Origin of the sequence: Pseudomonas sp. IT-P258, from assembly GCF_949767825.1 — a bacterium.
Classification (GTDB): domain Bacteria; phylum Pseudomonadota; class Gammaproteobacteria; order Pseudomonadales; family Pseudomonadaceae; genus Aquipseudomonas; species Aquipseudomonas monachiensis.
Map to the genome: position 1 here is coordinate 447,712 of NZ_CATKPU010000032.1, position 13,301 is coordinate 461,012.

Below are 13,301 nucleotides of genomic sequence, written 5' to 3' on the forward strand. Positions count from 1 at the left end.
ACCGCGTCGGGGCACACATCATCGGTGTGCCTGACGTTCAAACCTTGCGTTCGTGACGATCGGCACGCACCGACCGCCGCACGGTCTCACTGTCTTGTGGGCAGTGGACCGAACTTGCGCTTTTTTGCGGTTGGCTTAGCGAATACCGGCGCCGGCCAGGGATTCCGAAGACCACTGGGCCTTGGAGAGCGGCTCGATGTACTTGATGCCGCCGTAAGGGCCGACTACACCGTTGATGTTGTAGGAACCGCCGACCAGGTCGTAGATCATGAACGGCGTCGAATCCGGCACCTGCTTGTCGTAGCTCTGGCTCAGGAAGGCGAAGGAACCGCGATAGAGCTGACCACGGGCGTCATACTGATCCGAGGCCAAAGCGGTCCAGCTGTCTTCGTCGAGGTAGAAGCGGCGCTTGGCGTAGATGTGACGGGCACCGGCCTTGAGGTTGCCTTCAACGACCCAGACGCGGTGTTTTTCCCAGCGTACGAAGTCAGGTGACAGGTGATTGGCGGTGGTCAGCGACTTCGGATCCTGCACGTAGGTCAGTTTGTAGGTGTTGTACGGCACGATCATTTCCTGCTTGCCGACCAGTTTCCAGTCGTAGCGATCCAGCGCACCGTTGAACACGAACACGTCATCGTAGGTGCCCGCACCGGCGGTCCCCGGGTTTGGCGTGTCGTAAGCCAGGCTCGGCGCCAGTTTCACTCGACGCTGCCCCGGCAAGTACTGCCAGGCGCGACGCGGTTGCTGCAACGGGTTGGCGGCATCCTTGAGCATGATCGCCTCGCCGGCCCGGCGCGCAGGGCCGGTGTACGCCAGCTTCATCTGGTAGTACACGTCGGCACTGCTGATCGGCTGCGAGAGGTTTTCGTAGATCGGGTAGGAGATGTTCGCTTGCCCGGTGGTCGCCAGGCTGGGAACGCCCGCGGAGTCAACGTTCCAGGAGTCGTACTTGGAGCTGATGCTGACGCCTTGGTAGCGCAACAGGAAGTTCCACATCGCTTCGTTGCCCGACTGCGGAATCGGGAATGGAATGCCAGGCAGGACGTTGTCGATGGCCAGGCCACCTTCCAGGGACTTGGCGCCGCTGGCGTTCTTCACGCCGTTGTCCAGAATCGCCTGGGGCAGCGAAACGGTGCGGTGCGTCGGGAACACGTCGACACGGAACGTCGGGAAACGCTTGGTCAGTTCTACCGTGGTCGCGGTGAGCAGGCCCTTGTACTGATCGACGTTCTTGCCGTCGATCACCAGTACCGGCTTTTCACTGGCAAACGGATCCGGGCGCATGCTGTCGCCGGCCTTGAAGCTGGCCGGCGGCGTGGTCAAGCCACCGTTGTAGGCAGGAATGGAACCATCAGCGTTCCCGGCTTTTTCAGCCCCTACCTGGGTCAGGCTGGTGCCAAGCCTGGCAGCTTCCTGAGGTGAAACAGCAGCCTGTGCCTGAGCGGCGAAGACCATGGCCAGCGAAGCGGCCAACACGGTTTTTACAAATTTCATCTTGTTATTCTCCTGCTTGCGTTAAGCAAATCAGTGGTGAATCAGAATGTAGTTTTCATCGTCAGGTACACGGCGCCACGGTCCTCAGTCGTGGCACCACCTCCGGAGAAGGACGAGTAGCCACCGGCGTAGCAGGCGTAGTTTTCGTTGCCGCTAAAGGCGTTCGGGGTAGAGCCGTCACCACCGGTTGGGCCGGTGCTTACACCGCTCTTGTTGCACTTGTCGGTTTCGCCAAAGGAGTCCACGTACTTCAGGTCGACAAAGTATTTGTTGTACACAATGGCGCCCACGCCCACGGCATAGTTGCCGGTGTCCTTGGCACCGCCACCGGAGACCGGCGACACACCATCGAGACCGACGTTGACCGACATCGGCGCGTTGAGATCGACACCCGGGAATACCTGGTACCAGGTCGGTGTGAAGTTGACGGCCAGACCCCAGTTGTCACGGGTCGGCGCGTCGATGCCGCGATAGCTGCTCTTGCCTTTGTAGAGCGCCTCGTTTTCGCTATCGAGCTTGAGCAGGTTGCTGTAGTACAGCTCGGCCAGCACGGTTGCCTGGTCGAACACAGGTGTTTTCGGCAGGGTCATCAGACCGTTGAGCGTCCAGTGCAGGGTGTCACCGGTGGCGGCCATGCTGTCGCCACGGCTCGGGGTGTCATAGACCACACCGGTGGCGTCCGAACGCGCAGGCAGCAGCCCAAGCCCTTGACCCAGGCCCAGCGGGCTGCGGGTACTGACGATCGCCGGGATACTGGCCAGCGGCATGTTGTGACGAACGTTCAGGTCCGAACCCACGCTGATTCCACCCACGTCCTTGGACAGACTCAGGCCAAGGATCTTGATGTTGTCGGCATAGGCCAGTTGATAGGTGGCGGTGTCCAGCGAGTTGAGGGTGTTGATCACCGCAGGCACTTGCCCTGCCGGACGGGTGCCGTTCGGGTTGGCCGAGGTAATGCCCCGGGCGTCCAGCCAGGCTTGCGGCAGGATTTCCGAGGTTTCGCGGTAGTAAACGCCGAGGGTGCCATCCAGCCAGGCCGGCGACCATTTGGCCATGACGCCCCAGTCGCCGCTGTCATGCGGGGTCAGGTCCTTGCCGCGACGCACATTGGTCAAGGCGTTGCACGGCGCCAGGCCACAACCGAGCGGGCTGCCCGGTACCACGCCGTTGGTGTTGCCCAACAGGAACGATTGCGCGCCGAAGCCGACCAGGTCGGAACCACCGTAGTAGGTGCCCGCTTCCGGCAGACGCGCGGCATCCCAATTGAGGAAATACTGGGCACCCACGGTCAGCTCGGGATTGATGGTGAACGACATCGACAGCTGGTTACGCGGAACGAACAGTTCCTTGGCTTCGGTACCCGGCGAAGCGGCGAGCTTGGCCAGGTCGAGGCCGGACTGGCCGTAGCTGACCGAGTGCACCGGGTTGAGAATGGTCTCGCCCCAGAACACGTTGTGCTGACCGGCCTTGGCGCTGAACATCGACTCCTCGCCCACTTCGGTGCTGTAGAACACGAAGGCATCGAGGATTTCGCCCGAAGGACCGCTGTAGTAGCGCTGGGCATAGTTGCTCAGGTGCGGGCTGCCGTTGCCGACGTTGTCATGGGTGACCCCGGCCAGGCGCGGGTCGTTGGCGATCAGGCCCGATCGCGCATCGTTGCCGTTGACGAACGGGTTGGAGTTGGAACCGGTGTTGTCATAGGCCTTGTCGTACCAGCTGGCGGCGCTGACGCGAAAGCCCATGGCGTTCTTGTAGACCACGTCCATTTCGGTCAACAGGTCGACACGGTTGGTGATGTTGGTACCGGCCTTGCGGAAGTTGTAGTCGCCGTCGTTGTTGTTCGGCGTTGCCAGCATGCGCTTGTCGGCGCTTTCGGTGCGTACGCCGTAGTTGTACTTGATGGTGTTATCCACGCGTACGTTCCAGTCCGGATTCCCCGTCTCGATCTCGACCCCATGGGCCATCGGTACGGTTGCCGCGAAAATGGCCGAGGCCAGCAAGGTGTAGCGTGGCGCGGTGAAGCCGTGACTCTTATTGTTGTGCATTGCGTTGTCTCCGCCTTTTTGTCTTTGTTTTAAGCGCAGCCGCCCTCGCACAAACCTCTTCGGGCTTGCGTTTAAGGAATGAGGGCAAATGCCGGTTGGCGTACTGCCAGTCCAGCTCCTTGTACTAGCGATCCAGCTCCAGGATGAGTGCTTCAGCTTGCTGCCAGTGGCCAAATCCTGCGGCCGGATTGAGATGACCGACTTCGCCCAGATTGAGCAATTCGGCGCCCCAGCCTTCTGCCATGCGGGTGACCGCGGCAAGACTGGCCAGGTGATCGTTGGTGCTGCCGGCCACGATGCTGCGAAATGGCAGCGGACCTTGTGGCAGAGGATTCCAGCCCTGGTTACGCAGGGTCTCGGACGATGGATAGTTTGACGGCCAGACCGCATCGAGGTCCGGTGGCGCGGCCAGCAAGGCGCCCTTGATCGGACGGCTGTAGTGCGCAGCCCAGTGCGCGACCATCAGCACACCTGCGCTGTGGGCCACCAGAATCACCGGGCCGTCGATTTGTTCGAGTTCGTGTTGAATCGCCCGCACACGGGCCATGCAATCGAGCTTGTCGGTCGTAAGCGGCGCCACACTGCGCACGTTGCTCAGCCTGGCGGCCAGCAGTGTTTGCCAATGTTCGGCCACATGCTCGCGCAGGCCTGGGACGATCAGAACGGTGGCGGCAGTTTGCAGTTTGTCCACGGTCAACACCTTCGCTTTCTCGATAACTCGACTGGCTGTATTCGCCAGGGGCTTTTTGTAGGGTCGACATTAAAGAGCGCCCACCCGAAGCGCTTTACATTGGACGTCATGCACTTTTCTTTTGATGACAAATTGTCGGACACTTTGACAGCGCGACCACCGGTCGAAAAATCCCGCAGGTCGGCGCAAGGTCACTGTAATCAACGGATGAGCGCCGGTGGCTCCATGCAGCGTAGAAGACTGGTGACCGGCAGCATGAATTCCATCAACGACATGACAACTGTTCAACTGTTGATACGCTGGATATAGTCGCCACGCTCACGCCAATCGCCATCGGCCCAGGGAAGACTTTGCATGACCAAGCTTGTTCGCGCCGCCGTCTTGACCAACTACCTGGAGGTCACCCAGTACCTGGGTTTCAACCCGCGCGACGTGCTGGCCGCTGTCGGCCTGAGCAGGGCCCAACTGCAAGCCCCTGAACACCGTATCCATATCGATGCCGCCGTGCGCTTGCTGGAAGACTCGGCCACCGCCAGCGGCTGCCAGACCTTCGGCCTGAGCATGGCCGAGTCGCGACAGCTCTCGGACTTCGGCGTGGTCAGCCTGCTGCTCAGCCACCAGCGCACCCTGCGCGATGCCTTGCAGGTGGTGGTGGATTACCGGCACCTGATGAATGACTCGCTGGCCATCTTCATCGAGGAGGCCGGCAAGATGGTGATCATTCGCGAAGAGGTGGTCACCGAATCGCCGATGCCCAGCCGCCAGGCCACGGAGCTGGCCATTGGCGTGATGTTCCGGCTGTGCTCGGCCCTGCTGGGCACACACTGGCATCCCTACAGCGTCAACTTCATGCACCAGCCACCGGACAACCTGCACCTGCACCGCCGCCTGTTCGGCTGCAACCTGGAGTTCGGCAGCGAGTTCAACGGCATCGTCTGCCCAGACATCAGCCTCGACATGACCAACCCCAACGCCGACCCGGCCATGGCCCGCTATGCCCAGGGCTACCTCGACTCGCTGCAGAACCACGAAGGCGCCTCGATGCTGTTCGAGGTGCGCAAGGCCATCTACCTGCTGCTGCCCATGGGGCGCGCCACCATCGAGCAGGTGGCCCAGAGCCAGGGCATGAACGTGCGCACCCTGCAACGCCGCCTCAAGGACGACGGCTGCGCCTTCAACGACGTGATCAACGATGTGCGCCGCGACCTGGTGCTGCGTTACCTGGACAACCCGAACTACTCCCTCAGTCGTATTGCCGACATGCTGGGTTATTCGATGGCGAGTTCGTTTACGCGGTGGTTTATCAGTCAGTTTGGTATGCCGCCGGCGGTGTGGCGCAGCACGCATAAACCAGGCGCTGCAAAGCTTCAGGCAGATGCTGCGGGGCAGTCTGATCAGGAACAATCCTGAAAAGGCAGGCGCTGCATAAATGCCTTGAGTGCCAGGCAAAAAAAATTGTTCACGAAAAATCGGGAAGGTCGCTATTGATCTTCCTGAAAAATAACTCGCTATCGCCCTTCCCCTCCCCGCTTGATGATTTTGTTCGGCTGTTTAGTCCTGTAACTGCCTCCTGCGCACCGACGCGGCCAGCGAACCCGATTTGTAAAATCTCGCAGAATCAATCATTGCGCTAACTTAATATCGCTTCGAGCGGGCTTTCGCATGCTTCGGCGGGCCGAAAACTCCAAACTTTCAAACTTTGGAAGCGTCCTACGCCATTACCAGAAATCCCCTACATCCATTTTCGTCGCCCTCGTTAAAGCTTGCGAGCGCTTGAACGAGGATGACTTTTCCAGTCCCAGGGTCTCCCCCTGACCAGCGGCCAAACAGCTACTGTTGGCACAGCACCCGACGCCCAACATCGCTGGAAATGTCGACCGGAGTTCGTTCCTGCGCAATCCCGTTTGCATAGCAAGGAGCGACATTCAACATGGCCAGTTTGCTTGCCCGACTGTTTGGCTTACGCGAGCCTCAACAGACCTCGCCGCTTGCGGTACCCCGGGCGCCGATCCTGCCGACGCCCGATACTCGGTTCACTCCAACGCCTGCGAGCCCGCCGCCGCTGAAAAACTGGTGCCATCCGTTCAAGGACAAGGATGCGTCCAAGGACAACCCCAACCCGCTGCGGCAGCTGACCCACCTGGCCAACGCCGCTGGCGGTTACTACCCAATCGGTCGCAGCGGTCTGTTCCACGGCGGTATCCATTTCGACGGGGGCACCGCCGGCACCCTGGATCAGTCCAGCGTGCAGTGCCTGGCCGACGGTGAAGTGGTGGCGTACCGCATCGACACGCACGCGCCGACCACGCGTTATTTCATCGGCGAGATGACCATCAACAAACCGTTCTCGCGCAATTTCGTGCTGGTGCGTCATCGCCTGCAGCCGCCGAAGATTGCCGGCAGCACGGACATACCGCCCAGCCTGACCTTCTACAGCCTGTACATGCACCTTCAGGGTTGGGCGAAGTACGAGCAAAACGATGCCATCGAGCGCCCCGGTTTCTGGCCCGCCAGTCCGACCCTGCGGGTCCCGCAAAACGCCAAGGACATTCGCCCGGGCTCGCTGGAACAGCGCGGCCTGAATGTGCGTCACCAGCCTTCCCAAGGCAAGATCATCGACTTCCTGCCGCGGGGTGCGCCGGTGACCGTTAGTGGCACGGGGGCCTACCGCAAACTGGAAAATCGCCTTGGCCCTGATGTCCTGATCACCGACGACGGGGCGCTGGCGGGTTACATCGCCGCCAAGCTGCTGCGACCCCTCGGGGACAACGAGTACCGCATCACCTCGTCGGAACCGGCGGTGAATGTTCGCGTCGAGCCGAACCTGACGAGCGGTGTCCATTTGAAACTGCCGACCGGCTCGGTCGTCACGGTTAGCGGCGAGGGCGATTTCCGCAAGCTGGAGCGTGTCCACCAATATGTGCACTTTGCCTCACTGCAAGGCGAGCTCGCTCCGCTGGCCACGGACCGCATCGTGGTACTCGACCAGCCGGTGCCGATCCAGGCCGGTGCCTTGATAGGGCACTTCGGCGAGTACCAGAGCATGGGCGCGGATCGACCGGAGGAAAAACTGCACCTGGAAGTGTTCACCGGCGATGACGTCGATTTGTTCTTTGACGCCAGTCGAGACTGGGCCAAGCGACTGCCGGCGAAAGAGTGCACCTGGATGAAGCTGGTCAAGGGCACGCCGGTGGTACCCCATGAAGAATGGGTCACGGGCGCGCGCCTGCAGGCGTCGAGTGACGCCAGCCCACGCAGCGCCGCCGACCTGTTAGTCCCTAGAAACCTCCTGGATGGCCTGCCGCCCGAAAGTAAAATCCACATGCCGGCGACCGAGTACCGCAAGGCCCGTAACTGGTATCGCCTGGACGGGCTGCTGCACGGTGCAGACCACAACCTGCTCGACGGCTGGGTGTGCGAAGAAGTCGACGCCACCCCGTGGCTCAGCCCGTGGTCGTGGGAAGGTTATGAGGTGATTTTCGACTACAGCACGCCGCGACAGGAAATGGCGTCGTTTTTCAGTGCGGTCGGCCGCTTCAACGAGGCACAGCGTGAGCGCTTTCGGCCCCTGGCCGAGAAAAACAACCACGGGCCGATGAAAAATCGCCTGTACGCCATCATCGACCGCAACCGCGACGGCAAGATCACTGCCGACGAACTGCAGGCGGCCCTGCGACTCCCGGCTCTGGCGCAAGCCATCTCGCAGATGATCCTGCGCAAGGAAAGTGAGTGGTTTCACCAACCTCAGAAGTGGGACGCTCTGGATGAACTGCTCGGCCACAGCGGCTCGACGCCGCACTGGAATTGGGAGGCGGAGAAGCAGCGGATTGAGCAGATCAGTTGGTGGAGTGAGGTGGCGGAGAAAGTGGGGTTGCCGGCGTGGGGGAGGCCGTATCACTTTCATCCGGTGGGAATGGTAGGACATTTCATCGGCGGCATTGCCTATCTCTTCACTATTGAAATGATGAAAAAAATATATTCGAAAGTTAGTCCGTCTGCACTTCCAACGATGCAATCAATAGCCGATGAACTGAACGAACACATCGAGCTTTACAAGCTTGACACTGAGCTCAGACGCGCCCACTTTTGGGCACAAGTTATGCGGGAGACAGGACCAACAATAAGCATAGAGGAATCGTTTGTTTATTCAAAACAAGGCTTGATTGGGACGTTTGGCTATTTCGGTAATCAACCTGAAAAGGCTGCCGTTTTAGGATATGCGAATAGAAATCAAAAAAACATTAATGCAACCGGCGACTCAATCACCAGCACAGATTACGAAAAAATAGCGAATTATGCCTATGGAGGAAGACTTGGGAATGGGGATTACGCTAGTGGTGATGGCTGGAAGTATAGAGGACGCGGCTTAAAACAACTGACCGGAAGAAGCAATTACAATATGTTTCAAAGCTGGCATCGAGCACACTGGCCCAATGATTCGGCAAACTTTGAGGAGCACCCGGATTTACTTCTAGAAACCAAATACGCAGTAAGGTCTGCAGCGTATTTTTGGGTGAAGCATTGCTTGTATGACATTGCAGATAGCGGCCAACTGGAGATGTTGTAGATAGAATAACAGCCATTATCAATAAGCATACGGCCAGCTATCCTGAGCGACGAGAAAATTTCAAAAAAATATGGAGCGAAAAATGGCTTATTACTTGAGTAAGCTTTATTTACCAACCATGAGGGGTTGAACGGAATGCAGCATAAATCCATAGCCGTAAGACGACTTTTTAATGCAAAAATTAAGCTCATTACAATCTCTTTATTTTTGACATCCGTCAGCGCTCATGCAAACTGGTACGTAATTGACAACTACGAAGGTAAAATAGGCTCGACCAATGTTCATGTTTCGCTACAGACATATGAACACTTTGGCAGCAACAACATAAGAGGCAGCTACTACTATGACAAATACTCCGCTCCAATCCCGCTGTATGGACAACGCACACCTACAACCATGAAACTTTGCGAAGTTCATAGCGACTGGGAATATGAACTCGATGCAGGCCTCGAAAATGAAGATAAAATGCATCCCTGCCCGTTTACCTTGACAGTAAGCGATGATGGACTTAAGGGGATTTGGCAAAACAAGGAGAGTACGTACAAGGTACTATTGAAGCACAGCAACTCACTAAACGGCGAATCAAATAAAATAAAAAGGCAAGAAGGCATAGAAATACCCTATTGGGGACAGACAGCGACACATAGCTTTATTGGCATATATCAAAAAAATGAAAATGGAATCTACATCGACAAAATAAATATACTAAACAAAACAACCGGCAAAACAGATCAGACCATTAACCCTCAATCCCAAACTTGCGAGTTTGGATTTTACATGACCAGCATATACCAAAACATAGAGAGCGAAAAAAACCAACCTCAGGTTCGACTTAACTGCTACAGCACAAAAAGCGATATTTCCAACAACTATAAATTCGACAGAGAAAGCCAAAAATTTTTATTGATCAAAAACCAGTAGTTATTAGCTTTGCTGTACGAGCTTGACCAGAACGATTGAAATAACGCAAAAATACAAACTTGATATTACGAACCAACCAAGACTTAAAAAAACGGCGACTGCTGGTACAGTCGCCGCGAAAGACCGGTGTTTGTAGCACCGATCTGGAGCCCCACGGCATGAGGAGTCAACGCCGCGTGGCCCTGCCATAAAACGTCAACGCGTTCAGAGCCCCCAGCGCAGCAACAGCAGCACCAGCACAACGAGGAACACCGTCTCCCCCACCATCAGCAGAATCGGCTTGATCCCGACCGCTGCCAGCTCCTTGAGCCGGGTCTTCATGCCCAGGGCACTGATGGAAATCACCAGGCACCAGCGCGACAACTCATTGACCCCGCCTTGCACCGCCGGAGCGATCCAGCCGGTGCTGTTGATGCAGGCCAGAATCAGAAAGCCGACGGCGAACCACGGCAACAGCGGCGGGCGTTTGCCGGTCGGGTCGGCGCCTTGCATGCGGGTGATCATCGCTGCAGTGACGATCACCGGCAGGAGCATGGCAACGCGCATCAGCTTAACCACGGTGGCGGTGTCACCGGTCTCGGTCGACATGCCGTAGCCGGCGCCAACCACTTGGGCGACGTCGTGGATGGTGGCCCCGAGGAACACCCCGGCCACTTGCGGTGAAAGCGATAACCAGTTGGCAATCATTGGATAGACGATCATCGCCAGGGTCGACAACGCCGACACACCGATCACAGTGAACAAGGTCGCGCGCTCTTTCTGCGGATGGTTCGGCAGCGCCGCCGCCAGCGCCAAGGCTGCCGAAGCGCCGCAGATCGCCGTGGCGCCACCGGTGAGCATGCCGAACAGCCGCGAGAAACCCAGAAACTTCGCGGCGATCACAGACACGCTGATGGTCACCACCACCAGAATCACCACCAGCGCTATCGGCTTCCAGCCCAACGCCGCCATTTGCTCCAGGGTGATGCGCATCCCCAGCAGTGCCACGCCAATGCGCAGCACGGTGCGGGCGGTGAACTCGATACCGGCCTTGCAGGGGCCGTCATCGGCGAGAAAATTCAGGGCCATGCCCAGCAACAAGGCAAACAGCATGACCGGCGCACCGTAGTGCTCGGACAGAAACGACGCGGCGGCCGCGACAATCAGACTGACGATAAGCCCCGGTGCCAGTTCGCGCGTGCGAGTGTGGATACGGGTGAGAGCAATGGCGCTCATGGCGCGGACTCCTCGGTTGCGATGACGATAAACGCCTGGCCGTCGATGATCTCGACCGGGTAGTTGGTGACTTTGACCTGCCTGGAATTGAGCAGGTAACCGCTGTGCAAATCGAAGCGCAAACCATGGGCGAGGCATTGAATCACCCGGCCCTCAAGACGCCCTGCGCATAGCGAAGAACCCTGGTGCGGGCAGCTGTCGTCAATGGCAAACAACTGCCCGTCGACGTTGAACAGCGCCAGGCTTTTGTCTTCGAATTCGAACAGCGCCCGGCCACCGGCCTGCGGGTACTTGCCGGCTGGCACGGGAATGCGCCGGGTCATGCTGGCTGCCGCTCGCGATCACTTTCCTTGAGGGCTTCGGTCATGGCCCCGAGCAGCGCCTGGACAGGTTGTGCGCCGATCACCGTCAGGCGGTTGTCGAATTTGAAGCTCGGCACACCACTGGTCGCGCCAGGGGAGCCTTCAAACGGCGTGGCATCGCCCTTCAGGCAATCGAGCAAGCCGTCCTGGGACACGCCGCAGGAGCGGGCGATGGCAAGCAAGGTCTCAGGGCAACCGAGGTTTTCGCGCCTCTGGAAATAAGCGGCGAACAGTCGCTCGAGCAACATTTCACGCTGGCTGGCATTACCCAGTGCGCTGGCACGCTCGAACAAGCGATGGGCGTCGGCGGTGTTGGGCATCGTCTCGATACGACTGAGATCGATGGCCAGTCCGACTGCACTGGCAGCCTGCTGTACCTGGTTTTGGCGCATGGTCATTGCGTCGGCATTGCCCAGGCGCTTGCGGTAGAAATCGGCGAAGGGTTCACCTTCCACCGGTATCTGCGGCAGCAACTGCACACCGTGCCACACCGTGGTGATCTGCACATCCGGGTGGCGACTGCGAAACTGCACCTGCGCATGCTCCAGTTGGCGTTTGCCGATCAGGCACCAGGGGCAGATAAAATCGAAAAACACATCAATACGTAAACGACGACTCACAACTTCACCTCTATCCCGGCGGCACTGACGGGCTCAGGCAAGCTCTGACCCTCAAGCCGGGCGATATCTTTTTGGTAATGACACTTGGCATAGAAGAACACCGCTGCCGCCGCGAGGCTGACCAGTGGCACTAATTGGAAAGCGGCATGCAGGCCGATGAGGTCCGACACACGGCCAGTCAGGAACGGCCCGGGTGCCAGCCCCAGCAGGTTATTGGCCAGGGTCAGCGTGGCGAATGCCGTACCGTGGACCGAGTAATGGGTCAGGTTGGCAACCATCGCGCCGGCGGGGCCGGTGGTGCCGGTGGCAATCGCCATGCCCAGACAGATCAGCGCCAGTTGCACCGGCCCTGCGTGCAAGGCAAAGGCCGCCGACAGCAGCAGGCAACTGCCCAGGCAGAAGCCGATGGCCAGGCTGACCTTGCGCTCCGGCGAGTTGCGACACAGGCGGTCGCTGAGCATGCCGCACAGGATCATCCCCGCGCCGCTGCACAACACGATGACCGCCGCCATGCCACCGGCCTTGTCGGTGGGCATGTCGTAGTAGCGGTTGAGGTAGCTGGGAATCCACACCATCACCGTACCGCCGACGAACAACTGCAAGCCGCTGCCGATGTAGGTCGCCACCACCGAACGGCTGGACCACAACGTAGACAACGGACGCTTGACCGCTGCCACCTTGTTCGCCAACTGAGCTGCACGCTTGGGCGCAATGCGCGCTTCCTTGACGATGAGCGGATAGAGCACCGCCAGAAACAGGCCAAACAGCGACATGCCGGCGAACGACCAGCGCCAGCCCAGCTTGGCGGCGATCGCACCACCCAAAGCCATGCCCAACACCGAACCGAACATCCCGCCGGCCATGAAGGCACTGGCCAGGGTGGCCCGCATGTGTTTGGGGAACACCGAAATCACTACCGCGATGCCCACGCTGCCGTAGGCCGCTTCGCCGACGCCGACCATGAACCGCGCGATGAACATCTGCTGGTAGTCCTGGGCCAGCGCGCAACCCAGGGTCGCCACGCTCCACAGGAACGCCATCAGCGCCAGGCTCTTGACCCGGCCGAAACGGTCGGCCATCAACGACAGGGGAAACGTCAGCAGGCCGACCATCAGGGCAACGATGCCGCTGAGCAGACCCAGCTGTCCGTCGCTCAATGCCCACTCACTCTTGAGCAGCGGGAATACCGCGTTCAGCACCTGACGCGACATGTAATCGGAAATCAACAGACCGAACGTCAAGGCAAAGACGATCCAGGCATATTGGCGCGCAACGCCGACTCCGCTGGAGTCGTCATCGTCAGCGGCGATTGGGTGAAAGGCCATGCAGCCTCCTCAATAGCTTTGTTTTATTTTTGTTATCAAGCGTGTAACGGTCAGGCGGACG

At 58.9% G+C, this 13,301-nt stretch carries 10 protein-coding genes; 3 read left to right on the top strand and 7 right to left on the bottom strand.

All coding sequences use genetic code 11. The features are described from left to right. Positions 1–135: 135 nt before the first annotated feature. The 3 genes from ACM6G4_RS14575 to ACM6G4_RS14585 form a co-directional block, all read right to left on the bottom strand. Positions 136–1,494 (bottom strand): DUF1329 domain-containing protein, encoded by a 1,359-nt coding sequence (locus tag ACM6G4_RS14575; protein ID WP_414913966.1) that lies wholly within the window; start codon positions 1,492–1,494, stop codon positions 136–138. A gap of 41 nt (positions 1,495–1,535) precedes the next feature. Further along, positions 1,536–3,539: a DUF1302 domain-containing protein gene (locus tag ACM6G4_RS14580; protein ID WP_056728559.1), complete on the bottom strand. Its 2,004-nt coding sequence runs from the start codon at positions 3,537–3,539 to the stop codon at positions 1,536–1,538. 124 nt (positions 3,540–3,663) lie between these two features. Next, positions 3,664–4,230, bottom strand: a complete 567-nt coding sequence (locus tag ACM6G4_RS14585) for an RBBP9/YdeN family alpha/beta hydrolase (protein ID WP_223542299.1) — start codon at positions 4,228–4,230, stop codon at positions 3,664–3,666. A gap of 354 nt (positions 4,231–4,584) precedes the next feature. Here ACM6G4_RS14585 and ACM6G4_RS14590 point away from each other — a divergent pair, with 354 nt between their 5' ends. From ACM6G4_RS14590 to ACM6G4_RS14600, 3 genes are all read left to right on the top strand, one after another. Then, positions 4,585–5,640, top strand: coding sequence for an AraC family transcriptional regulator (locus tag ACM6G4_RS14590; RefSeq protein WP_414913967.1), 1,056 nt, complete (start codon positions 4,585–4,587; stop codon positions 5,638–5,640). Positions 5,641–6,160: 520 nt separating this feature from the next. Beyond that, positions 6,161–8,797 (top strand): hypothetical protein, encoded by a 2,637-nt coding sequence (locus ACM6G4_RS14595; protein ID WP_414913968.1) that lies wholly within the window; start codon positions 6,161–6,163, stop codon positions 8,795–8,797. Between the two features lie 135 nt (positions 8,798–8,932). Beyond that, positions 8,933–9,718: a hypothetical protein gene (locus ACM6G4_RS14600; RefSeq protein WP_414913969.1), complete on the top strand. Its 786-nt coding sequence runs from the start codon at positions 8,933–8,935 to the stop codon at positions 9,716–9,718. 204 nt (positions 9,719–9,922) lie between these two features. Here the strand turns inward: ACM6G4_RS14600 and ACM6G4_RS14605 are convergent, their stop codons facing one another. Genes ACM6G4_RS14605 through ACM6G4_RS14620 form a run of 4 tightly spaced genes read right to left on the bottom strand, consistent with a single transcriptional unit; the run spans position 9,923 to position 13,240 of the window. Further along, positions 9,923–10,933: a YeiH family protein gene (locus tag ACM6G4_RS14605; RefSeq protein ID WP_414913970.1), complete on the bottom strand. Its 1,011-nt coding sequence runs from the start codon at positions 10,931–10,933 to the stop codon at positions 9,923–9,925. Next, positions 10,930–11,256, bottom strand: coding sequence for a Rieske (2Fe-2S) protein (locus tag ACM6G4_RS14610; protein WP_056728553.1), 327 nt, complete (start codon positions 11,254–11,256; stop codon positions 10,930–10,932). Before ACM6G4_RS14610 ends, ACM6G4_RS14605 begins: the two co-directional genes overlap by 4 nt. After that, positions 11,253–11,915 (bottom strand): DsbA family oxidoreductase, encoded by a 663-nt coding sequence (locus tag ACM6G4_RS14615; RefSeq protein WP_414913971.1) that lies wholly within the window; start codon positions 11,913–11,915, stop codon positions 11,253–11,255. The genes ACM6G4_RS14610 and ACM6G4_RS14615 overlap by 4 nt, the downstream gene beginning before the upstream one ends. After that, on the bottom strand, positions 11,912–13,240 hold the full coding sequence (locus ACM6G4_RS14620; RefSeq protein WP_414913972.1) for an MFS transporter: 1,329 nt from the start codon (positions 13,238–13,240) through the stop codon (positions 11,912–11,914). Before ACM6G4_RS14620 ends, ACM6G4_RS14615 begins: the two co-directional genes overlap by 4 nt. Positions 13,241–13,301: the final 61 nt, after the last annotated feature.